The following is a 23508-nucleotide window of genomic DNA, read 5'->3' on the forward strand; positions in this document are numbered from 1 at the left end:
AGGCGACCGTCAGAAGTAGCCAATTTAGTCGATTTTTATCGCAACGAAGAGGATGGAGCGTGATCGAACAGCAGAAATCGGCTCGAATTAGCCCGGGTTAGTAGTACTTTTCGAACCTGCTTGAAATTGCGCGAAGTCGATCACTCACCCAAGGTCACTCGCGCGGTAGACAAATCAAATTGTTTTCGAGTTACTGTTTTCAATGTAAACCCCGACCTCCATACTGTCAATTCATTTTTTCTGGCCTGGACAAGGTTGAAGCCGTGGAAACACGGTATCGGAGTACTCGGGAGCCATTTTGCGCCCGGAAAGAGGGCAATCCGCCCCCGGATATCGTTAGAACAGAACACCTTGACGACCCAAATTATATTGCATTTCCTGACTCCAGGCGATAACATCCAACCGAATGATTCAATTGCGAATTCTCATAGTTGACGACGAGAGCAATCAGCGGGAAATGCTGGCCGGATTCCTGCGCAAAATTGGCCACAAAGTCACCACCGCCGAATCCGCCGAGGCTGCTCTCGTAATATTGAGCACATCTTCGTTCGAAATCGGACTCTTTGACATGAAGATGTCCGGAATTTCCGGACTGGAGTTGTTTCAGCAGGTCCATACGCGTGACCCCGAAATGCAGGTGATTTTGATCACCGCGTTCGGAAATGTCGAGTCAGCCGTTGAAGCAATGCGTGCCGGTGTATTCCACTACATCAGCAAACCAGTAAACCTCGGGGAACTGCAAGAATTGATTTCCAAGGCAGGTGAGCGCCACTACTTGCTCGCCGAAAATCGCCAGCTGCGCGAACGACTCGAATCGCTCGAACTCGATGAAATAGTAGGTGTATCGAATCGAATCAAGTCCCTCCTGTCCGAGGTCGCACGTGTCGCTCCTACCGAAGCGACCGTTCTGATTACCGGCGAATCCGGTACCGGAAAGGAACTGCTTGCGAGAAGCATCCATCAATTGTCCTCCCGAAATAAAGGTCGATTTGTAGCAGTCAGCTGTGCCGCAATTCCCGAGACACTCATCGAATCGGAACTGCTCGGCCATGAGCGCGGAGCATTTACCGGCGCCGAAAAACGTCGGCTCGGTCGGTTTGAGTTAGCCAAAGGCGGGACAATTCTCCTCGACGAAATCGGTGAGTTGCCGCTTTCGATTCAGGTGAAGCTTCTACGATTGCTCGAAGAACGTCGTTTCGAGCGTCTGGGTGGGGAAGAGGAGGTTATCGCGGACATTCGTCTGATTGCAGCAACCAATCGCAATCTCGTTGACGAAGTCAAATCCGGCCGTTTTCGCGAGGACCTTTATTTCCGAATCAATGTCGTCCATTTGCATATCCCGCCGCTGCGTGAACGGCGCGAAGACATCATGCCGCTCGTCGATCATTTCCTCAAACTGTCGGCGACAAAAACCAATCGACCTCGCCGTAATATCACTCCCGCTGCGAAAGACCTTCTAATCGCCTACGACTGGCCTGGCAATGTCCGCGAACTTGCCAACGTCATTGAGCGTGCAACTGTTCTCAGTCGCACCGATACCTTGGATGCCGTCGACTTCGCTCAACTTCGTCGCGAGGGCTCGGAAGCGGGCTCTACGACCACGCCCTTAGATATGCCGCTGCGTGACCTAGAAAAAGAGCACATCGAAAACGTTCTCAAAGCTAACGAATTCAGTCTCCAGAAAAGTTCCGATATCCTTGGAATTCACCGCAATACACTGCGTCAGAAGATGAAGGAGTATGGCATAGAAAAACCCAATGGCGAGGACGACGCGTCGTAACATCGATTTTTCAAAGATGGCCAATCGCCTCACCGTACGTGTTGTAATGATCTATTTGATGCCCGAGTCTGCGTTCCGAGGTTACCGATAAAATGATGCCATCCGCCTACACGAGAACTCCCGACAACTATCGCGCAATGCCCGATGACGAACTTCGTGAGCGTATCAGCGCAAAGAAGAAACACTACGGCAAGAACCTCGTCGTGATGACTCATCATTACCAGCGCCGTGGAGTCGTGGAATTTGGAGACTATCAGGGCGATTCCTATGCTCTTTGTAAAATTGGTGCGGAACTAGACGCAGAGTTCATCGCGTTTTGCGGCGTTCACTTCATGGCTGAAAGCGCAGTAATTCTCGCACGACCAGAGCAGAAAGTGTTCTTGCCAAATCCGCTTGCCGGATGCCCGATGGCGGATATGGCCGCAATCGATGCAGTCTTCGCCGCCTGGGACGAAATCGCCCATCACCTGCCCGACACAAAAATCATCCCGATTTCTTACATGAATTCCGCCGCTGACCTCAAGGCTTTCTGCGGAAAGAACAACGGCGTCATCTGCACATCATCTAATGCCCGCAAGACTTTCGACTGGGCTTTCGAACAAGGCGAACGGATATTCTTCTTTCCCGATGAACACTTGGGTCGCAACACAGCAAATGCCTACGGTATCCCCAAAGACCAACTCTTTGTATGGGATTTTAATCTCGACCCCGCAAAGCGCGACGTAAAAGCACTCAAACGCGCTCGTGTGATTCTCTGGAAGGGCTATTGCCACGTACACTCAGTGTTTCAGCCGCACCATATTCAACAAATGCGACAAGAGCATCCCGGCATCAAGATTGTCGTTCATCCCGAGTGTACTGAAGAATTGGTTGCAGTCGCCGATTCGGTCGGATCAACCAGTCATATCGTCAAGTACGTCGCCGAACAACCGGCAGGTGCTACGATCGCGATAGGAACCGAGCTCAACCTGATCGACCGTCTCTCCCATATGTACCCTGATAAGAAGATCTTGGAGTTGGCAGGGAACACCTGTGCCATGTGTGTCAACATGTATCGCACGACGCTGAACGACCTCGCATACACCTTGGATAATCTCGAGACAATCAAGCCAATGTCGGTGCCGCCGGACGTTAAGGCATACGCGCGCATTGCCTTGGAAAGAATGCTTGCCATCACTGGTTAATGATGTTATTATCGAATTTTGATTCGGGGCAACTTGCTGAATCGTCGAGTTTGGGACTCGATTTTTGCATTGAGAATAGTTTCCGTATTTAAGGAGTTTGGATAATGGCTTATGTCATGAAAGTCCCCGTTATGGGGGAATCAGTTGTCGAAGGAACGATCAATCAGTGGTTCGTCAAAGTCGGCGATGTCATCAAGAAAGATCAACCTCTGGTCGAATTGCTGACCGATAAAGTCAACGTCTCTGTCCCGGCTGAGGCCGACGGCGTATTGCTTGAAATCAAAGCCAAGGTTGGCGATGTCGTACCTGTCGGCAGGGAAATCGCTGTTATTGGCACGCCCGGCGAAAAGGCCAGCAGCGCTCCTGCTCCTGAAGCGGCCCCGGCAAAAACCGCTTCAACTCCGGTGGCCGCCAAGGCCGCTCCTGCTCCGGCAGCTCCCGTGAGCGCACCTGCCGCCCAGACTGGACCAATTAAGCTATCTCCGGTCGTACGCAGACTGATCAAAGAGCACGGTATTGATGTAAGTCTCCTTCGTGGAACCGGCGGCGGTGGAAGAGTCACTCAGAAAGATGTCGAGGACTTCCTTGCATCAAAGGGTGGCGCAGCAAGCGCTCCGACGGCCGCTTCATCTCCGGCACACACTCCTGCCGCAGCACCACAGCAAGTTTACGACACAACCAAGCGCATCGAAGAATTCCCGCTTACGCGCGTTCGCAAACTTATCTCCGACCACATGGTGAAGTCGGTACAGACCTCGCCGCACGTAACGACCTTTGACGAATGCGATTTCACGCGCTTGGTCGAGTTCCGCGCCAAGCACGCCGACCGCATCGAAAAGGAAAAAGGCGTCCGCGTCACATTTATGCCGTTCATCGTAGTAGCCGCTGTGAAGGCTCTCAAAGAATACCCGTTAATGAATGCCTCGATGACAAGCGACAAAGTTATTGTTAAGCACTACTACAATATCGGTATCGCCGTTGCACGCGAGTCCGGCCTCATCGTTCCGGTTATCAAAGCTGCCGACCAGAAGGGCATCATCCAGATCATGAAGGACCTCAAAGATCTCGGTGACAAAGCCCGAAGCGAACGTCTGATGCCTGCCGACATCGAGGACGGCACTTTCTCTCTGACAAATGCCGGCGGATACGGCGCATTAAATTCGACTCCGATCATCAGCCAACCGCAGGTTGCAATTCTCGGCATCCACGCGATCCAGAAACGACCAGTGGTGCGCGATAACCAAATCGTCATTCGTGAGATGATGAACATGGGATTGTCATTTGACCACCGCCTGATCGACGGTCACTACGCAGTCCAGTTCCTGCGCACGCTCATCGGCTACATCGAAGAACCTGAACTGCTGTTGATGTAGAAAGACAAATTGCCACATTCTCTTTCCCCTCTCCCCAATGGGAGAGGGGAAGGGGTGAGGGCGCCTGCTATCCATGAATATTGCCACCACCAAAGCCCGCATCTTCGACCTTGGCTTGTCTGACTACGACAAAGCTCACCAATTGCAATTGCAGATGGTCGACAAGCGCATAGCCGGCGAGTCGCAGGACACCTTTATTTTTACCTCGCATCCGCCAACGATTACCGTGGGACGCGGTGGCGGCAATGAGAACATTCTGGTCGCCGATGAGATTCTTGCTCAACGCGGCGTGAAGAAATTCGAGATCGAACGCGGCGGCGACGTTACATTCCACGGACCCGGCCAGCAGGTGATTTACCCGATTGTCGATCTCGACCAGCGGGGAAGAGATCTTCACAAATTCCTTCGGGACCTCGAAGAAGTCGTGATAGTTTTCCTCAAGAACTACGACATCATCGGCGAACGCTCGGTCGGGAAAACCGGCGTCTGGGTAGGCGATAAGAAAATCTGCGCTATCGGCATCGCCGTGAAACGCTGGGTCAGCTATCACGGTCTGGCACTCAATCTCGCCACCGACCTGAATTTCTTCCAACTCATTAACCCATGCGGCTTTGCCCCGGACTCTGTAACCAGCCTCGAACAGTTGTCTGGGCAGCCTACCGATAAAGCCAAGGTATTCTTCCAGTTAACCAATGCTATTGAACAAGTATTTGAAGTAAAACTCGTCCTCTAAGACGCTCCAAATCACAGCTTTGGACGAAAATGGGCGGCAAATTTAGTGAACATTTGTGTTCAAAAAAGTGACAATTCTGTTCAATCCCTGCTAAAGCATTTCTCCCCACAAGTCGACAAATTGACTAAAGCCTTGATGTGGCTTGCAGTTAGCGAAAAGTTTTATGTTGACAATATGTAAGGACAAACGAATTTTCTTTCCAAGACTTAAGCAGGGCTCTATTCCAACTCCGGCAAGGAACGTCGGGGTCAACCACATTTTTCGCGGTAACGGAACCGACCGAGAAGGAATGCAAATCACCGCGATCTTATTGACTCCATCATGCCTGCTCGGATAAGGGGATACACGAAGTTGTGCTTTGCGCGTCTATTTCTATTGGAGGTAAGAATCTTTTGAAGTATGAACCCACAACTCTTACAGGAGGTAGGAAACTGAATCGAAATGCTAACAAATCCGCACTTTTGCGTACGAATTCAATTCATTAACAGGAGGTTTGGTTTTGAATCTTAAACCAAAAGTCGCTCTGATCCTGATTCTTGTCTTGATGCTATGTGCTTTTGCCCAGGCGGCTACCGTCGGCAAGATCTCTGGCAAGGTGACAGACAAAGAAACGGGTTCCGCGCTTCCAGGTGTCGCCGTTAGTATTGCCGGCACCTCGATGGGCGCGCTGACCGATATGGAAGGCAAGTATTTCATACTTAACGTTCCGGTCGGTACTTTTACTTTGAAGGCAGAACTCATTGGATACGCGCCGGTCGAATTGCAGGGACTTGGTGTCTCTGTCGATTTGACTACTTTGGCGGATTTCCAAATGTCTTCCAAGACGCTTACCGGCGAATTGCAGGTCGTTATTGCTGAGCGCCCGCTCATCATTCTCGATCAGACCAAGTCGCTGAAAATCGTCTCCGGCGAAGAAATTCAACAACTGCCCACGCGTGGTTATACCGACGTTGTCGGTCTCAGCGCCGGCGTTGTTGCCTATTCGGAAAACGTTGAAGCTTCTGCGGTGGGAACCCGTGGCGGTCGCGAACAAAGCAACCAGCCCTCGCTCAACATCCGTGGTGGCCGTCAAGGCGATGTCGCATATTTTGTCGACGGTTTCTCTCAGCAGGACCCGCTGACCAATATGTCAACTACCGCTATCAACAACAACGCGATCGAGGAAATCTCGATTTCGACCGGTGGTTTTAGCGCTGAATACGGCTGGATTTCCTCCGGTGCGATCAACGTTACTACCAAGGAAGGCGCCAAAGAATACTCTGGTGCCGTTGAAGCCTCAACCGACGAATTCATGGGCTCGGATGGCCGCTTCAACTACAACGTTTTGGCCTTCAATCTCGACGGTCCGATCGTTCCGAATAACAACAAGATGAGCTTCTTTGTTTCGATGGAACGCCGTCGTCTTGGTGATCGCACGCCGCGTGCGACCGCTGACGGCAGACTCCCCCACAACGACCTTTCCGGTTGGAGCTGGCAGGGCAAGTTGCGCTATGACATCAACCAGAAGAACGTTCTCCGCTTGGGTTCGTTGGGCAGCTACGAAGAGTGGCGCGAGTTCCGCATGAACTATTACTTCAACGGAACGCATGCCCCGCGTTATCTGGATGAGAACTACTCATATTATGCCAAGTGGACGAGTACGCTTTCGCCGAAGACCTTCTTCGAACTTGGCGGTACTTATTATCTCACCAAGAGACTCCGTGGCGATGAAACCCATTGGGATGACGTCTATGCTTATGGCCGCCCCAATGGCAATCCGACTTTCGACAACACCAACTTGTTCTGGATCGGCGACGATCTGAGCACTACCGATGTTGACGAGGGCCACGTTTGGGAAGACATCCTTAGACGCAGTTCTTCCTATATTGGCGTAAATTTCGACATGACGAGTCAGGTGAACGAGTTTAACGAAGTCCAGTTCGGCGCTGAATTTGAACGCCACGCGCTTCGGTATTACAATCACCTGGATCCGACCCGCATTGACACTACCATTGCCGACCCGGAAGAATTTGATCGCGCCGCATGGAACGATGCCAACTTCTTCGGCTATGATAAGACCGGCGAAAACAATGTTGATGATGGTCCCGATGGCGCAAAGAAGCCGTATATGTTCGCGCTCTATCTTCAGGATAAGTTCGAGTTCGAAGGATTGGTCGTCAACGCCGGCCTTCGGTACGACTATCTGAATGCCAATACCGATCGTCTCAAGAACGAAGAGCGTCCGCTTGATCCGAATAACGTCCTTGCCAATCCGGAAGATTACACCGATCAGGAAGTCCTGAATGCCACACTTCTTGACGATGGTGACTTCGAACCGGCGAAGGCCGAACAGAAGATCTCTCCGCGTCTCGGCGTTGGTTTCCCGGTTTCTGATCGCACCGTGTTCCACGTGAACTATGGCAAGTTCTTCCAGCGCCCCGAACTTCAGTACCTCTATGTCGGTACTCAGTTCCTTCAGCGTATGGTAAAGGACGCACCGTACTATTCGCCAATCGGCAACCCGAACCTTGAACCGGAAGAAACTACAGCCTATGAAGTCGGCTTGGCGCACCAGCTTGGTGATTTCACCAGCTTCAACGTCACTGCTTACTACAAAGACGTGAACGGTTTGACGGAAGTTATCAATCAGCCTTCATCGCCGAACGCGTTTGCGACCTATCGCAACCACGACTTCGGTACGATCAAGGGTCTTGATTTCTCGCTTAAGATGCGCCGTACCCGTACGGTCGCAGCCGAATTGAACTACTCGATATCCTATGCGGCCGGTACTGGTTCGTATGCGACATCGCAGGGTAATATCGCCTGGACCAATGCCGAGCGTCCGATTCGTGTATCCCCGCTTGATTACGACCAGCGTCACAAAATCACGGCCATCATCGATGTCCGTGCCGCTGACGGTATGGGTCCGAAGCTGGGTAACGTGCGCCCGTTCGAAAATGCCGGCATCAACTTTGTATTCCGCGCCGGTTCAGGTACTCCTTACACGCCAATGAACGTGTACAACGAAATCTCATTGGCTTCGGTCACGCCGAATCCGATCGGCAAGATCAACTCGCGCACTGGTCCGTGGACTTACAGAGTCGACATGAAGGCCAACAAGAACTTCCAGATCGCGCGACTTAATTGGGACGTTTACCTTTGGGTTATCAACATCTTTGATACAGAGAACGCATTGGATGTTTACGAGGGTACGGGTCGTGCCGACAATACCGGTTGGCTCGCGACTGCTGATGGAGAGGCTTTTGCTGATAGATACGGAGCCGATGGTGTGGCGAAGTACAATTTCAAGCAAGCCAATCCAGGAAGTTACGATACCCCGCGTCAGGTCCGTCTCGGCCTGCGGTTAATGTTCTAAGGTGAATGAACCTGAACGCTTCAGGAGGAAGCTGATGAAAAAAACGAGATTATTCTATTCCCTGCTGATGTTCCTGACGATGACCACGATGGCGTGGGGCGTCAGCAACGTGACAGGGAAGTGGCATGGCTCGCAGACTGCGCTTATCGAGGACACGGATACCTATATAGATGTGAACAATCTCTTAATGTTCGTCTATAACGACGGTAACTTTGCCTACGATAATGCCAACGTGCTGGGCAAAACTGACGGTCTTTACTTCCCGCAGGGGACGAAGAAGACTGTTATCTATTCCGCCGGTCTTTGGGTCGGCGCCAAAGTCAACAATGACATTCGCCTCTCGATCGCTGAGTTCTCTTCGGAGTTCACACCCGGTCCGATGGTGGGTGGTACATACGTTCCCGACAACGCAGCATTTCGGGTGTATAAACTAAACAAAGCTGACACACCCACTTCGAATCCAGATTACTCCGCATGGCCGGTAACCCAAGGTGCACCGGTGGATTCGCTGGGCAACCCGCGCATATTTGGCGATCAAATGGCTTGGTCTGTGTTTAACGACGCTGACCCGACCAATCACGTCAACGATGCCGCAAGCACGGCCCCGCTTGGACTCGAAGTCCAAATGTCGGCCTTTGGTTTCGCCCGTGGCGGCGCGCTTGGGAACACTGTGTTCTTCAAGTACGTCATCATCAATAAGGGAACCAACACTCTCGATTCAACCTTTGTTTCGCTTTGGGCTGACCCGGATCTCGGTGACGCTGCAAGCGATCTCGTCGGTTGCGACACAGTGCTTTCCTTAGGCTACTGCTACAATCAGGGTGCGGATGCTATTTACGGATCAGCCCCGCCGGCAGTTGGATTCGATTTCTTCCAGGGACCGATTGTCCCGGGTCTGCCGGAGGACTCGGCTCTGGTTAATGGCGAATACCGTCACGGTTTCAAGAACCTGCCGATGGCCTCGTTCAACAAGTACATCAATGGTACTGACCCTGCTAGTCGTGTAGAGACCTACGGCTACATGAAGGGTCTGACCAAGGATCCGATCTCTGGCGAAATGGTTGACAATGTCAACCCGGTCACGGGACTTGTTACGACCTACGCTGTATCAGGTAACCCGGTCGACCAAACGGGCTGGATCGATGCCGCCGCGGCTGACCGTCGCTATATGATGTCGGCAGGACCATTTACAATGGCCCCTGGCGATACTCAAGAAGTCGTCGCCGCAGTAATCGTGGCTCAGGGAACCAATCCTCTTTCTTCAATTTCTGCCTTGAAGGCAGCGGACGTCGCCGCTCAGGCCGTGTTCGATCTCAATTTCGATATTCCGTCGCCTCCGCCTTCGCCGTCAGTTTTCCTGCGCGGCCTTGATGGTGCGGTCGATATCATTTGGGGTACCGAGCCGGTCGGAAACATCGAAGAGAACGAGAAACTCGCGCAAGAATTCCATTTTGAAGGCTACAACCTGTATCAAGGTGAGTCGGCTAATGGTCCTTGGACGAAGTTTGCTACTTACGATGTCGACCACGATGATCAGGATGAACCAGTCTCTCTGATCTATGGCGACGTTGTCGATGCCGCCGCTGGTGGTACCAGAGCATCATTCTCCAGAAAGGCTCAAATTCCGGATTGGTTTACAACCAGACCATAACGGCGAGTCAAATCACTGGTGTGCCGCTGAAAAACAACCAGCCGTACTATTTTGCGGTTACAGCCTATTCTTACGACTATCTCAACATTACGCCATTTAACGATCCGGGCGGCAACTTCCTCGGCTACATCACTGAGACCTTGGAAAGTCCGATCGTACCGTATTCAGTCAAACCGTTCACTTTCGCCGGCTCAGTTTCGCAGGTGGCGACACAGGTTCCGGCCGGAAGCAGCGATGGCGTAACTTATGTCGAGTACATCTATCCGGATCAAGTTACCGGAGATGATTACGAAGTCAATTTCAATGATGATTTGACTTGGAATCTTACGAATCTTGCGACTGGCGAGACTATCTTGGACAGCGTCGTGACGCAGGCGGATGACTACGGTTATCCGGTTGCCGAAGGCATCCAGGTGCGCGTCGTTGGTCCGGCTCCGGGTGCCAAAGAATATGAATGGGTTGGCGATCGCTGGATTAGTGGTGTTGATGCTGGCTTGCCTTTGTTCTTTGGTGCACTTGGTAATGCTGCCGATTTCTTTGGCTCTAATGTCGGTCCATTGGATTACAAAAACGTTGAAATCCGTTGGAGCTTCACGACGACCCAAAAGGGTCATTTTTACGTCCGAACCGGTACTTCGGTTTGCGGAAGCAGCTATTGCTACAGTGGTTTCTTCGATGTTCCGTTTACGGCGTGGGACGTAAGTACCAGCCCGGAACGGCAACTAAACGTGTTGATCGCAGAACAATTCGGCAATGTATGCTTCGACTCAACGTGGCTCCCGTGCGATGAAGATGGTGCTGGGCGCGAGTATATCTTCGTCACCAACAGCACATACACGGGTACAGAGGACGCCGGCTATGCATCCCAAAACATGCTTAACGATGCCGGTGATATGGATGTGTTGTACGCCCTTTGGCCGCGTATCCGTCCTGGACACGTGCCCGCGGATGAACTTGCTGACGGTCAGAAACTGATCATCAGAAAGAACAATCCGAACAATCCGGGCGTGAAGTACACATTCTCCACGACTAAGCCGGAAGAGGCCACTGGTGAGGATGTTGTCATTGGCAACGACCTCAGCAATGTGAAGACGGTTCCGAATCCGTACTACGCTTTCTATCCGGAAGAAACCGATCAGTTTGATCGTATCGTCAAGTTCATTAATCTTCCTCCGAACAAGGCGATGAAGATCAAGATCTACAATATTGCTGGCGACCTGCTCCGCACCTTGGAGCGTCCGGGCAATACCACGAATCCCGAATTTGAGTGGGATCTGAAAACCGCTGCTGGCCTTTGGGTCGCATCCGGTATTTACGTTTGGGTCATCGAAGCCGATGGCTTGGGAACTACGTTCGGCAAAATGGCGATCTTCCCTGAAGTCGAACAACTGGATACATTCTAAGGAGAGGAGTGAATACGATGAAAAAGCTACTATTACTTTCGTCGGCGCTGGTGGTACTCATGAGCGCGATGCTCCTCGCCGGCAATGAGATCAAAATCGGAACCGCGGGCGCGCAAGAATTGCGTATCCCGGTTGGTTCCCGTGGATCGGCGCTTGGCGGTGCAATGATCGCCAATTCCTATGGCGCCGAAGCCTTGTTCTGGAATCCGGCTGGAGCAGCCAATCAGTCAGGTACCGAAGCGATGTTTTCGCATCTCGAGTACTTCGCTGATATGAATCTTGAATATGTAGGTATTACTACTGAACTCGAAGGCTTTGGAACGCTCGGTGCGTCTATCAAGGTGTTGTCAATTGGCGACATTCTTAAGACGACCTGGGACGACCAGCAGGGTTCAAGCGGTGAAACCTTCAGTCCTACTTTTTCCGTCCTCGGGATAACCTACGCGCGTCAGTTTACTGATCGCGTGTCGTTTGGCGCGACCACTTACTTCGTAAATGAGCGCGTTGAGCAGGTTTCTGCCCGTGGCGTAGCGTTCGACTTCGGTTTTACCTACGTCCCGAATTGGCGCGGACTTAAGTTTGGCGTCGTGGTTAAGCACGTTGGACCTCAGATGAAGTTCACCGGCTCCGGTTTTGACATCAAAGTCATTCCGACGACCAACGATCCGAACTCCGCTAACAAAACGGTGCGCACCGAAAGCGAAGGCTTCGACCTTCCGTCTTCGATTCAATTTGGTGTTGCATGGAATGCCCTCCAGAACAATGAGATGAATAATCTCGAGTTGTCCGGAACCTTCCAGAGCAACAACTTCTCGCAAGACGAATTCAAGGGCGGTGCCGAGTACGGCTACAATGATCTCTTCTTCCTGCGCGGCGGCTTTGTCGGCTCAAGCCAGGATGAATTCACTTATGGCGCCTCATTCGGCGCTGGCGTGAAGTTCCATTGGGGCGGCTCCGCTGTAAGTCTTGATTACTCGTGGCAGCAGGTTGATGTCAACGGCTTCGACGATAATCAGTACTTCACCGTGAAATTCGCGTTCTAAACGAGTTAGTTCGTTTTTTCAAGCCGGCGGAGTTCGCTCCGCCGGCTTTTTTTGTGACAGCGATTTCACTGCCACTTTTTGTTGAATCTCGCTGTCGAATCTGGCAGATTCCATGTGTGGAAAATCTCACAGTCGCCATTCCAGTCGCTGACATGCGCCAAGACGCCGATCACCGCTCCCAACGTGTGTCACAGGCTCTCTATGGGCATTCAGTAAGGTCAATCGAAGATAACAGCGAGTTTGTCCGTTGCGAGTCTGCTGATGGCTACAACGGCTGGATTGGGCATTCCTACCTTGTGACAGCGCCTCAGGCCACCAACAACGTCTGCGTGGTCACATCACTATTCGCCGTATTTGATCGCACAGACAGCGGAGGTAGACTAACCTTGCCGTACGGAGCACTTATCGTCTCGGCCGGAGGAGAGCTCTTCCACGACCTCGATGGATCCGAATTCGCGCTTGTATTCGGCCGTGTCAATATTGATGAGCCAATCCCATTGAGCCGTGCAATTGAAGAAGCCCGGTCGCTGCTGTCCGTGCCATACTTATGGGGCGGATCTTCAACCTTTGGCTATGATTGCTCCGGTTTCACCCAAGCTGTCTATCGTCGCGCCGGGATACGACTTCCAAGAGACAGCAAAGACCAATCGCAATTCGGCAGGGAAGTCACACTCGATGAATCGCTCGTCGGTGATTTGATTTTCTTTCCCGGTCATGTCGCGATACACTTGGGCGACAAAGATATTCTCCATGCGTCGCGACTCCGTGGCGTGGTAGCCATCGAATCGCTTGAAGCCGGACATCGACACTTCCGCAGCGATCTCGACGGCAAAATCACCACAATCAGGAGAGCGCCCTGATGCTGCTCGCCAAGCGACTTAATCGCGAAAGCAACCTCAAGATTATCTTTCCCGCCAGCTCACTCAGGAGCGGTAAGGGAATGACGCGCTATTACAATCACGGAGTCTCACTTTTGGAAAAGTACTTCCAGCTTGAAGGCTCCCGCCTGATAGATTCCGATGTCAATGGCTTTGCCGGCACAGATGATGCACGCGCACAAGAAATCAATGACGCATTTCGAAATCCGAAGATTCACGGCCTCATCGCTGGTCGCGGCGGTTATGGTTCATTGCGCCTGCTCAATCTCATCGACTTCGATCTGATCAAACAGCATCCCAAGCCGTTGATTGGCTTTTCCGATTTGACAATTCTCCAAACTGCCGTCTATGCCAAGACCGGTCTCGTGAGCTTCTCCGGACCCATGTTGGCAACAATGGACGCAGCCGGTCGCGACGCGCTATTGCCGTTGCTCTGCTCCGATACTTCAAGCCGCGAGTTGATACCCGCCAACAATCGGGAAGATGTGCAGGTGATTAATCCGGGTTCCGCCGAAGGGATTCTTATGGGCGGAAACCTATATTCCTTAGTGCAGTTGTTCGCTACGGGATTCATGCCGCGATTCGAAAACGTGATTCTCTTCTTCGAGGATGTCAACGAAACGGTCGACCACCTCGACAGCTTCCTTTCGCACCTCAAGCTTGCTGGACAACTCTACGGCGTTCTTGGTGTCGTGATCGGTGACACGGACTGGCACGAAACTTCACCGCTTACATCGAAAAAGAAGCACGATGCCCTTTTCCGCGAACGCATCAAGACAATCTTCCGTCGCGAGATCCCGGTCATCACCGGCGTTCGCTATGGACATTGCGACAAGTCAATCACGATTCCCGTAGGCGCCAAAGCACGCCTTGATACCGAGTCGCGCTCGTTAACCCTCCTGCAGGAGGTCACCGTTGGCTGACCCGCACATCAAGCTAAAGCTCGTTGAATTGCGCCTCAAACACGCCTTCAACCTCTCCAAAGCCAGCGCCGAGCGCAAACAGACGCTGATAGCCCGCTATAAGCGCGGCATCGGTGAAGGTTCATCCTCGATTCACTACGGTGCATCATCCGAGGAGTGTCTCAAGCTCGCTGAATTGCGACTGAAAAGATTTCACGACGATTGGAATGTCGTCGCAGTCCGCGAATTCACCGAATCGTTGCCGCCTTCATTGAACGTCGCCCGTTGCGCCATCGAAATGGCATTGCTCGATCATCTCGCCAAAGAGGTCGAACTCCCGCTCTATACCTATCTGCGCCTGCCGACACCCAAATCAGTAGCCAGCGCATTCACCATCACTCGCACGAGCGATGACGACATCCGTCGCCAGCTCGAATCGGCATCGGCGTTTCGAAATCTCAAATTGAAAGTCGGCTTTGACGGCGATCTCAAATTCATCGACTTCGTGCTAAAGTTCGGCGAGAAGCGCCTCTACCTTGATGCCAACGGCGGCTGGGAACGTGATACTGCAATTGAACGAATCAAAGCCCTTGCCGGCTATCCTATCGAATTCTTCGAACAACCGCTTTCCGATCCAACGGTTCGCGAACTCGACCGTATCAAGACCAAAGTCGAATGTCGCATCTTTCTCGACGAGTCCATCAAAGCGCGCAAGGATATTGAGCGCTATCACAAAGTTGTCGACGGAGTGAATTTGAAACTATCCAAATGCGGCGGAATCGGTAGTGTGGTAGCACTGGCCGAACTTGCCCGCGAACACAAACTAAAATTGATGCTGGGCTGCATGATCGAATCCGCCGTCGGGATTACCGCTGCGCTGCATTTGTCGTCGTTGTTTGACTACTTCGATCTCGACGCGATTATGCTGACCGAAAACGATCCGTACTGGGGCGCCCACTTTGATGCCGACATGCTGGTACTTCCGGGAGGGATCAGGAATAGGCATCACATCCGAGGAGGCGACATTTGCTTAGGACCATGATTGCGATATTGACTATTCTTCTCGCCTGTTCTGTTTCTGCAATGGCACAGGATATACCGAAGATCGAAGTTATCTATCCAACACCGAATCAGCGCATCACTGCTGTTGATTCGACGTTCATCTTTGGCAATGTCACTCCCGGTTCGGAGTTGACCATCAACAAGACTCCAGTTACGGTGCATCCCAACGGCGCATTTCTGGCGTTTCTTCCGATCAAGTCAGGCAAATTCGCATTTGCTCTCGAAGCAAAACTCAGAAATCAGAAGACACTTAAGGAAATTCCTCTCGAAGTTCCTGAACCCTACATCGTCCCCGAATCGCTCGCTATTGTGAAAGGATACATGTCGCCATCCTCGGATGTCACACTCATGGAGGGCGATCTCTGGTCTACCGGTTTTCGCGGGACACCCGGACTACACGGATACTTTTTGGTCTCTACTAAAAAGACGCTGGTGCCAATGACCGAATCCCCACCCGTGCCTCAGAGTTACTGGGCACAAGCAGTGTTTGGGGAAGGCGACTTTCCCGACTCTCTTCTTGTCAAGGGAAGCTACAACGGCAATTTGCAATTGGACAATACGCACATCGGTGACACTGCCGAAATCACGTACTATCTCTGCCGCAAACCGCTGCGCCTCTGGGATTCCCGTGACCGCCAATTCCCACGCCAGCTTGATAGCTGCAAATGCACTGTACGAAGAAACGACGCTCGCGTCACTGTCTGGCCAAAAAGCAAAGTTGTCGTCGGCGAGCTGACAGACTCGACTCAGACGTTACGCGTTGGTCCTCGCAAGGGTTACTTCTCAGTATTCCAGCCACGGGGCTTGCGCGTGAGAGTCACCGGATTTGCAAACAATCATTATCGTGCCCGCCTCGTTGAAAATCAGGATGTCTGGGTTTCCGACAGCAGTATCAGATTGCTCCCCGAAGGCTCTCGCATTCCCAGCGGCGAATTTGCACTCATTCGCACACGTCGCGTCGATGACGGCGTGACCATCACGTTCACCCCCGGCGCTCAACTGCCGTTTGATGTCGACTACGATCCACTGCGACATCAGCTTGTTCTCGACGTCTTCAATTGCACCTCCTCTATCGATTGGATTCGCTACGACGCCACCGACAGTATGATCGCGGCTATCGATTTTGAACAACTGCAGGTCGGTGTGGTGCGGCTCAAGATTGATCTCAACGAAACACTATGGGGCTACAACTGCAGTTATGACGGCAACCAGTTTATCCTCAAACTCAATCGCCGGCCGCAGCTCTCAAACACGTTGCGTGGTATCAAGATCGTCGTCGATCCCGGCCACTCTCCCGATCCCGGCGCAAGCGGTCCGACTGGCTACAAGGAAAAAGATGCCAATCTTGCCATCGCTCTTCAGCTCAAGGAACTACTCGAGAAGGAAGAGGCTACCGTTTTCATGACCCGCTCCGGCGACACGCCGCTTCCGCTTTACGAGCGGCCCGTGTTGGCGCAAGGCTTCGACGCCGATATCTTCATCTCCATCCACAACAACGCGGTTCCAGATGGCGTTAATCCACTTGCCAACAATGGCACATCAACATTCTACTACCATCCGCAGTCTCAGGAATTGGCGACATTGGTACATCGTCGCATGGTTCCGGCAACTGAACTCAATGACTACGGACTCTATCACGGCAACTTCGCGGTTATTCGACCAACTGAGTATCTCTCGATCTTGGTCGAGTGTGCATTTATGATGATTCCCGAACAGGAAATGGCACTACAAACGGAGGAGTTCCGCGGCAAGATCGCCCGCGCGATATGCGATGGCGTCCTTGATTTTGTGGAAAAGGAAAGTGAACGCTCGCGCGAGAATCGCTAACCTTTTAGCGCTCCAGAAATAATCCCCTCGGTAATCCGGCGTGAAAATACGATAAACAAAATCGTTGTCGGCAAAGCTGATATCATCGAAGCCGCAAACAACTGCGGTATGTTGATACTCTGGTACCCCTGCAATAATGCCAACGCCACCGGTAGCGTTCGCATCGATTCGGATGAAGTCAAGATAAACGGGTAGATAAACGAATTCCAATTGACGAGAAACACCTGCACACTCAGCACTGCTAACGCCGGTTTGCAAAGCGGCATCACGATCTTCCAGACAATTGTCCACTCGCTTGCGCCTTCGAGACGCGCGGATTCTTCCATGTCGGCAGGCAGCGTCGAAATGTATTGCCGCATCAGGAACACTCCGAGTGGTGTCACCAGGAATGGCAATATCAATGCAAGATATGAATCAAAAATACCAAGCCAATTCGTCAGCAGATACATCGGTATTATCACGACATGAGTCGGTATCATCAACACCATCACGACGCTCAACATCACCAGATTCTTGCCCTTGAATCTGCGCCGCGCCAGCACATAACCGCAGAGAGTGCAGAACAGCACATTGCCCAGCGTCACTATCAATGCTACGATAATGGAATTGATCAACGGTCGGTACAACCCGGCTTGCGTAAACAGACTGCTGTAGTTTGCCAGCGTGAAACTGTAGTTTGCAAGGTCCAGAGTCCCGGCAAGATTGAAATTCTTTGCCAGTGAGCCAAGCAAAAGATAAACAAACGGCGCCAAGAAAACACCGGCAATACCGACTGCCACAGCGAGTCGTAGTATCCGCGCCTTGGATTGCGAACGTGCTATCATGCCTGCCGTTCCTGCACCAGCTTCATTTCCATCCATGCAATAATCGCAATCAATATGAAGAGTATATTCGCCGCTGCTGCGCCGTATCCGATATTGAACTTGTGCAGACCTTCTTCATACACGAAGTAAACAATCGTCATCGTGGAATTCAACGGACCGCCCTTTGTCATCACGAACACTTCCACGAAAATCTGAAATGACTTGATCGTGTTCAGCACGAGCACGAACAACAGCATCGGTTTGAGATGGGGAAGTGTAATCGCCTTCAGCCTGTGCCACGCGCCGGCTCCTTCAAGCGCCGCCGCATCATACAATTCCTGTGGAATTGATTGCAGAGCCGCGACAAACAAGAGCATATAGTACCCAGTCGACATCCAGACATCCATCGCCATGATTGCCGGAAGCGCCGTCGCCTCGGAAAACAAGAATCCTTCAGCCGGATATGGAATACCGAGCATTCCTAAGATCATCTGTATGTATCCGCCGCGCGCGTACAGTGTGGAGTAGATCAACGCCACAACCACCAACGACACAATCGATGGAAAGAAATAGACTGACTGGAAAAATGTCTTGAAAGGCAAATTACGATTCACAAAGATCGCCAACAGAATCGCAAACGCAATTGTGAAGGGAAGTGTGCCGACTGTAAAAAGCAGGGTATTGATCACAGCCCGGACAAAAGTCTGATCTGAAAAAAGTGCAGTGAAATTGTCAAAGCCTACGAATCCGCCTTGACCTGAAAGAAGCTGATAATCTGTGAAACTGAGCACCAGCGACGCAGCCACTGGAAACAACCAGAACAACAGCAGCGTAGCCAGCCACGGCGAGAGCATCAGCAAATCGCTGCCGCGGAATCGCCCTGTGCTAACGCCTCGCATACTTCTGCAATATCGGCGCCGTTTCGCGGTCGATCATGTCAAGTGCTTCCTGCGAAGACATTTTGTTGTATAGCGCTTGCTCAATGCCTCGCTCAAGAATCTCTTCAATCGCAACCCACGCCGGATGAACAGGTGTCGAACGCGAGTCTCCGATCTGCCGTTGGAACACTGCCGCCGTTGTTGCAAGTGCCGAATCGGTCGTGAATGCCGTGAAGCGATTTACCGGAGTGTAACTTCCGGTCGCGGTTGTAAACAAGCGGTCATTCTCCGGCATCGTTAAATGACGCAGTAATGCAACCGCCGCACCGGGGTTTTGCGATGACTGATTAACCACAAGGTACTCGCCGCCAGCAAACGAAATTCCCGTGCCGCCTGGCTCAACCGACGGCATCACCGTGACAAAGTACTCAAACGGCAATTCCGCTCGGTTCAACTTTCCAACCAGCCATTCCCCGGAAATGACGAATCCGACCTTGCCGCCGGCAAAGTACTCTTCGATACGCGATTGCGTTTCCACAATGCCATTAGCGGACAACAGAAGATAGAAGTCGAGACTCGCGCGACCGGCAATCGTGCCGAACTGCGTCTGTGTCGCATTAGCGTTGAAAACTTCACCGCCAGCCGACCAGAAGAAGGGAAGATACTTTTTATACAGCCGATGCCGTTCGGCGGAGTTTGATCCAAACCCATAGACATCTTCGCCAAGCTTGTCAATCCGCCGCGACGCCTCCAGCAACTCCGACCAGGTAGTCGGTACGAAATCGGCTGGATATCCCGCGCTGTCCAACAATGTACGGTTGCAAAATAGCATGCGTGTTCTCAGCATCCACGGCACCGCGTACATTCGGTCGCGATAAATGCCCGGTTCCCACATCAATAAGCTATCACGGAGGCCGCCAAGTTGATCAGTGAGATCGAGCAATCGCCCGCTGGCCGCGAATTCGGCAACCCAGTCCGATCCGAGTTCGATGACGTCAGGTCCGCCGCCCGTCGAAAGAGCAATCGCGATTTTCTCGTGACCATCCGACCACGTCAAATCGCCCAGCTCGACTTTGTTTTGTGTCGCAGTTTCGAAACTACTCGCCAACTGCGTTATGACTGGCCGCACTTCCGGGTTCGTCCAAAATTGCCACCAGACTAATGGAACATTTGTCTTTGGTCCCGACGCGCACCCAGCAACTATCAGTGCCAGGATCGCAAATCCAAATCTCATTCGTTTCATCCTCATTACAATGGAGATCACCAGCATTTGAATCAACTAAAACAACTCCGCTCCCGCCAAGTTTTAGTTGACCAAGACCGCCATTAACGCAGATTGTCACAGCTCGCAAAATTGGTTTACCATTAACCGCCGGGATGAATCCAAACGTGTCACATTCTAACATTGTGTTGTTGTGCTGGGTAATTCTGTCAAGCGCCGCCGTGATTTTCTTCACATTGCGCTCGAGTCGCTGGCAACGACAACTCCGGCTCATCCCGGGACTCAAAGCTATCGAAGAAGCCGTCGGTCGTTCCACCGAGCTGGGTAAGCCCATGGTATTCACCACCGGTTGGGGAGGTGACATTCAGCGCCCAACGACACTCGCGGCACTGAATCTCCTTCGCTTCGTCGCAGCAAAAGCTGCTTCCTATGGCACACGCATCATATTTCCAACCCACGATCCGATTATTGCCGAGACTGCGCGAGAGATCATCAAAGGTGCTTACGCCGAACAGGGGCAGTCCGACCTGTTTCGTGAGTCGGATGTCGTCTTTGTCTCTCCGTCTCAATTCGGTTATGCCGCCGGTGTCGACGGCATCATAACTCGATCTCAACCGGGTGCGCTGTTTCTGCTCGGCACCTTCGAGGGCGAAGCACTCATTCTTGCCGAAACCGGCAACATGACCGGCGCACTTCAGATTGCCGGCACCGATTCGACAATTCAACTTTCATTCTTCATGGTCGCATGTGACTACACATTAATCGGCGAAGAATTGTATACCGCGTCCGCATACTTGAGTGACGACAAACGTATCAAAGCTTCGATGCTTGCGCAGGACGCTTTGCGGGCTCTGATGTTGATATTGCTATTGACCCTGCCGATCGCCGCGTTACTCGGATTCAACTGGCACCGGAGTATTCTTCCATGACCGCCCGTATTGCCGCCATCGTCGCATTTCTTGCCGGTCTCTTCATGGCGGCGCAATACTTCTTCAAGACGGACTTTACGAATGTCATCTATCGCTCCATCCTTGACTATTATCAGATCATATTCGCTGTGACGATGTTAATCGGTGGCATCAGCCTGCTCAAGCACCACTCCGCTCGAATCACATCGCGACGAGAGGGAATGGTATACAATATGATTACCGTCGCCGGCGTACTTTTCATGGTTGTCGCCGCTGCTATCTTTGGCACCGGTGTCGACTCTCCATACCAGTGGGCTTTCAATAATCTGCAGGCGCCAATGCAAGCCACCATGTTCTCGTTACTGGCTTTCTTTGTGGCATCCGCGGCATATCGCGGTTTTCGCATTCGCAGCAAGCCTGCGCTCGTGCTCGCCCTTACGGCTGTAATCATCTTAGTAGGGAAGAGCGTATTCGGCGATATCATCTCGGATCGACTCCCCGAACTGGCTGGCTGGGTCTTTAACCATCCATCATCGGCGGCAAAACGTGGAATCTTGATCGGTGTCGGACTCGGCTCGGTCGCCACCGCACTGCGGGTCATTCTTGGTGTAGAAAGAAGTTACATGTGAGAATGCCAAGATGAAAAGCTCCGCCCGTCATATCATCTTCATCATAGTCGGCATCGCTGTAGCCTTGCCGATTATCTTCAACATTCGATTGGGTGGAACCGTCACTCCGGAGACTCGCCAGGTATTTTCCAATATCGACTCGCTCCCGCCGGGCGCGGTTGTCATGGTCTCATTCGATTTCGAAGCGTCCTCTTTTGCCGAAGTTCGCCCTCTTGCTGATGTCATCGTTAAGCACGCCTTCGACAAAAACCTCAGAATCGTCGCACTATCGCTTTTCGCCGAGGGCGCCGCATTAGGGGAGCAATTGCTTACGAAGTTGGCGCAAGATAATGGCAAAGTCTATGGCGTCGACTACGTCTATCTTGGATTTCGTCCGCAGTATCAGGCCGCAATCCTCGCAATGGGCGAGTCAATCAAAACCGAGTTTCCCCTCGACTATTACGGCGATCCGACAATTGCCTTGCCGTTGATGTCCGATGTCGATACTTACAGCGAAATCTCTTTGATCACTTCCGTAGCGGACGGCTCCATGCCGACGTTCTGGGTCGAGTACGCCGTCACGCCGCACCACGTCAAGTTCCAGTCAGTTCTCACGGCCACAATGGCGACATCATTCTATCCCTATCTTGCTTCCGGACAGATCGCCGGAATCGCCGCCGGACTTAAGGGTGCTTCCGAATATGAATCACTTCTCGGTCGCGATGGTGCCGGTGCGCGCGGTCTCTTTGCGCAATCGGTATCGCAATTCGCTATCGTCTTGCTCATCATCGCCGGAAATGTAATTGAACGATGGCGGAGGCGTCGTGATTAGCTTCGGAACTCTCGCGGCAGGTCTTGTGACCATTGCCATCTTCTCATTTCTGTATCGCGATAATCCATTGTATCGCGCCGCCGAGCACCTGCTGATGGGACTCTCCGTCGGCTTCACAATCGTCTTGCTTTGGAACTCCGTCCTCAAACCAAAAATACTGACACCGCTGTTCGTTGAAGGCGACTTCTTCGCACTGATCCCGCTTGCACTTTCACTGCTAATGCTTTTGCGCCTAAGATCCGCATGGAGTCACCTTAGCAAGCCTGTTCTTGCCTTCGTTGTCGGGGCGGGAGCGGGTGTCTCGATTCCCGCGATGTTCGATGCCCGCATCCTCAAACAAATCTCCGCCACAATCGAGCCGTTCGCAGCGCTTGGCGAAACGACGTCTGTTTCTGGTATGGCGATTATTGAAGCGCTTGTCGGACTGATTGGTTGTGTCACCGTCATGATCTATTTCTTCTATACTCGTCCAGACACCCGCCCGGTCAGGGCAATCAGTACCATCGGTGTCTATTTCATGATGATATTCTTCGGCGCCACTTTCGGCTATACAGTCACCTCGCGATTGACTTTACTCATCGGACGACTCGAGTTTCTGCTCGGCGACTTCCTGAGAATCCTATGAATTGCCGACGCTGCAAAGTGAAAATGAAGGAGGAGAAGCGGTCGTACCACAAACAGCGGAAATGGATCGCCCGAAATGTGGCGGAGTTCGATTCCAGCAGGCAAAAAAACTCGACTAATCCGGCCGTGCAGCGATTTCGTATTTTGTTGTGCTGCAACGGCATGCGCTGGTCTCGCAATGTGAGACTTAATGCCGCCCTCGTACTGCAACTCGTTTAATACTTGCAGCAGATTTTCAAATTACTATTCTATAATATTCGAGTTAGAAACAACGTCTAACTTGTTTGGAGATTGACAGGGGCAGGGGTGTCCGTCGTCGATGGGGAATTTCGACTTGTACGGACGACAAATCAAATGGTTGCTGATTTTGGCAGTAATCGGATAACTGGTAAGAAAGGTCAGATTTTAACGCGTCTGTGCCGATAATTAGGTATAGGGCGGT

General features: G+C 52.0%; 19 protein-coding genes. 16 read left to right on the plus strand and 3 right to left on the minus strand.

Annotated elements, in window-relative coordinates:
• Positions 1 to 406 precede the first annotated feature (406 nt).
• The 12 genes from IPH59_01190 (at position 407) to IPH59_01245 (ending at position 17191) form a co-directional block, all read left to right on the plus strand.
• Positions 407 to 1780: a sigma-54-dependent Fis family transcriptional regulator gene (locus IPH59_01190; protein MBK7090330.1), complete on the plus strand. Its 1374-nt coding sequence runs from the start codon at positions 407 to 409 to the stop codon at positions 1778 to 1780.
• 92 nt (positions 1781 to 1872) lie between these two features.
• Positions 1873 to 2964, plus strand: coding sequence for a quinolinate synthase NadA (gene nadA, locus IPH59_01195; protein MBK7090331.1), 1092 nt, complete (start codon positions 1873 to 1875; stop codon positions 2962 to 2964).
• Between the two features lie 104 nt (positions 2965 to 3068).
• Positions 3069 to 4337 (plus strand): 2-oxo acid dehydrogenase subunit E2, encoded by a 1269-nt coding sequence (locus IPH59_01200; GenBank protein ID MBK7090332.1) that lies wholly within the window; start codon positions 3069 to 3071, stop codon positions 4335 to 4337.
• Positions 4338 to 4410: 73 nt separating this feature from the next.
• A complete protein-coding gene (gene lipB / locus IPH59_01205) occupies positions 4411 to 5070 on the plus strand; it encodes a lipoyl(octanoyl) transferase LipB (protein ID MBK7090333.1) in 660 nt (219 codons plus the stop codon).
• Between the two features lie 499 nt (positions 5071 to 5569).
• Complete coding sequence (locus tag IPH59_01210) at positions 5570 to 8425, plus strand: TonB-dependent receptor (GenBank protein ID MBK7090334.1); 2856 nt, start codon at positions 5570 to 5572, stop codon at positions 8423 to 8425.
• A gap of 34 nt (positions 8426 to 8459) precedes the next feature.
• Positions 8460 to 10076, plus strand: a complete 1617-nt coding sequence (locus IPH59_01215; protein MBK7090335.1) for a hypothetical protein — start codon at positions 8460 to 8462, stop codon at positions 10074 to 10076.
• 20 nt (positions 10077 to 10096) lie between these two features.
• Positions 10097 to 11479 carry a hypothetical protein gene (locus tag IPH59_01220; protein ID MBK7090336.1) on the plus strand — a complete coding sequence of 461 codons (1383 nt, stop codon included), beginning with the start codon at positions 10097 to 10099 and terminating at the stop codon, positions 11477 to 11479.
• 17 nt (positions 11480 to 11496) lie between these two features.
• Positions 11497 to 12522, plus strand: a complete 1026-nt coding sequence (locus tag IPH59_01225; GenBank protein MBK7090337.1) for a PorV/PorQ family protein — start codon at positions 11497 to 11499, stop codon at positions 12520 to 12522.
• Positions 12523 to 12638: 116 nt separating this feature from the next.
• On the plus strand, positions 12639 to 13382 hold the full coding sequence (locus IPH59_01230) for a C40 family peptidase (GenBank protein ID MBK7090338.1): 744 nt from the start codon (positions 12639 to 12641) through the stop codon (positions 13380 to 13382).
• Positions 13382 to 14323 (plus strand): LD-carboxypeptidase, encoded by a 942-nt coding sequence (locus IPH59_01235; protein ID MBK7090339.1) that lies wholly within the window; start codon positions 13382 to 13384, stop codon positions 14321 to 14323. The genes IPH59_01230 and IPH59_01235 overlap by 1 nt, the downstream gene beginning before the upstream one ends.
• Positions 14316 to 15344: a hypothetical protein gene (locus IPH59_01240; GenBank protein MBK7090340.1), complete on the plus strand. Its 1029-nt coding sequence runs from the start codon at positions 14316 to 14318 to the stop codon at positions 15342 to 15344. Before IPH59_01235 ends, IPH59_01240 begins: the two co-directional genes overlap by 8 nt.
• Positions 15329 to 17191: an N-acetylmuramoyl-L-alanine amidase gene (locus tag IPH59_01245; protein MBK7090341.1), complete on the plus strand. Its 1863-nt coding sequence runs from the start codon at positions 15329 to 15331 to the stop codon at positions 17189 to 17191. Before IPH59_01240 ends, IPH59_01245 begins: the two co-directional genes overlap by 16 nt.
• On the opposite strand, the gene IPH59_01250 is transcribed toward IPH59_01245, so the two are convergent.
• The 3 genes from IPH59_01250 to IPH59_01260 are packed head-to-tail and all read right to left on the minus strand — an operon-like array spanning position 17188 to position 20106.
• Positions 17188 to 18051, minus strand: a complete 864-nt coding sequence (locus IPH59_01250; GenBank protein MBK7090342.1) for a carbohydrate ABC transporter permease — start codon at positions 18049 to 18051, stop codon at positions 17188 to 17190. The two genes, IPH59_01245 and IPH59_01250, sit on opposite strands and share 4 nt — an antisense overlap.
• On the minus strand, positions 18012 to 18893 hold the full coding sequence (locus IPH59_01255; protein MBK7090343.1) for a sugar ABC transporter permease: 882 nt from the start codon (positions 18891 to 18893) through the stop codon (positions 18012 to 18014). Before IPH59_01255 ends, IPH59_01250 begins: the two co-directional genes overlap by 40 nt.
• Entirely contained in the window at positions 18880 to 20106 is a 1227-nt protein-coding gene (locus IPH59_01260; GenBank protein MBK7090344.1) for an extracellular solute-binding protein, read from the minus strand. The genes IPH59_01255 and IPH59_01260 overlap by 14 nt, the downstream gene beginning before the upstream one ends.
• 155 nt (positions 20107 to 20261) lie before the next feature.
• Between IPH59_01260 and IPH59_01265 the strand changes: the two genes are divergently transcribed.
• The 4 genes from IPH59_01265 to IPH59_01280 are packed head-to-tail and all read left to right on the plus strand — an operon-like array spanning position 20262 to position 23067.
• Positions 20262 to 21023 carry a hypothetical protein gene (locus tag IPH59_01265; protein MBK7090345.1) on the plus strand — a complete coding sequence of 254 codons (762 nt, stop codon included), beginning with the start codon at positions 20262 to 20264 and terminating at the stop codon, positions 21021 to 21023.
• Positions 21020 to 21631 (plus strand): hypothetical protein, encoded by a 612-nt coding sequence (locus IPH59_01270; GenBank protein MBK7090346.1) that lies wholly within the window; start codon positions 21020 to 21022, stop codon positions 21629 to 21631. Before IPH59_01265 ends, IPH59_01270 begins: the two co-directional genes overlap by 4 nt.
• Positions 21632 to 21641: 10 nt before the next feature.
• The gene (locus tag IPH59_01275; GenBank protein ID MBK7090347.1) at positions 21642 to 22442 is read left to right on the plus strand and encodes a hypothetical protein; all 801 of its coding nucleotides are present in this window, start codon (positions 21642 to 21644) and stop codon (positions 22440 to 22442) included.
• Positions 22414 to 23067: a hypothetical protein gene (locus IPH59_01280; GenBank protein MBK7090348.1), complete on the plus strand. Its 654-nt coding sequence runs from the start codon at positions 22414 to 22416 to the stop codon at positions 23065 to 23067. Before IPH59_01275 ends, IPH59_01280 begins: the two co-directional genes overlap by 29 nt.
• Positions 23068 to 23508 lie beyond the last annotated feature (441 nt).

The organism is bacterium (assembly GCA_016708315.1).
Taxonomy (GTDB): Bacteria; Zixibacteria; MSB-5A5; order CAIYYT01; family CAIYYT01; genus JADJGC01.

Bases quoted from the DNA above. Each gene is read 5' to 3' on its own strand.
- IPH59_01260 (MBK7090344.1), bottom strand. From the start codon at position 20,106: ATGAGATTTGGATTTGCGATCCTGGCACTGATAGTTGCTGGGTGCGCG.
- IPH59_01255 (MBK7090343.1), bottom strand. From the start codon at position 18,893: ATGCGAGGCGTTAGCACAGGGCGATTCCGCGGCAGCGATTTGCTGATG.
- IPH59_01190 (MBK7090330.1), top strand. From the start codon at position 407: ATGATTCAATTGCGAATTCTCATAGTTGACGACGAGAGCAATCAGCGG.
- lipB (MBK7090333.1), top strand. From the start codon at position 4,411: ATGAATATTGCCACCACCAAAGCCCGCATCTTCGACCTTGGCTTGTCT.
- IPH59_01200 (MBK7090332.1), top strand. From the start codon at position 3,069: ATGGCTTATGTCATGAAAGTCCCCGTTATGGGGGAATCAGTTGTCGAA.
- IPH59_01215 (MBK7090335.1), top strand. From the start codon at position 8,460: ATGAAAAAAACGAGATTATTCTATTCCCTGCTGATGTTCCTGACGATG.
- IPH59_01235 (MBK7090339.1), top strand. From the start codon at position 13,382: ATGCTGCTCGCCAAGCGACTTAATCGCGAAAGCAACCTCAAGATTATC.
- IPH59_01250 (MBK7090342.1), bottom strand. From the start codon at position 18,051: ATGGATGGAAATGAAGCTGGTGCAGGAACGGCAGGCATGATAGCACGT.
- IPH59_01225 (MBK7090337.1), top strand. From the start codon at position 11,497: ATGAAAAAGCTACTATTACTTTCGTCGGCGCTGGTGGTACTCATGAGC.
- IPH59_01275 (MBK7090347.1), top strand. From the start codon at position 21,642: ATGAAAAGCTCCGCCCGTCATATCATCTTCATCATAGTCGGCATCGCT.
- IPH59_01270 (MBK7090346.1), top strand. From the start codon at position 21,020: ATGACCGCCCGTATTGCCGCCATCGTCGCATTTCTTGCCGGTCTCTTC.
- nadA (MBK7090331.1), top strand. From the start codon at position 1,873: ATGATGCCATCCGCCTACACGAGAACTCCCGACAACTATCGCGCAATG.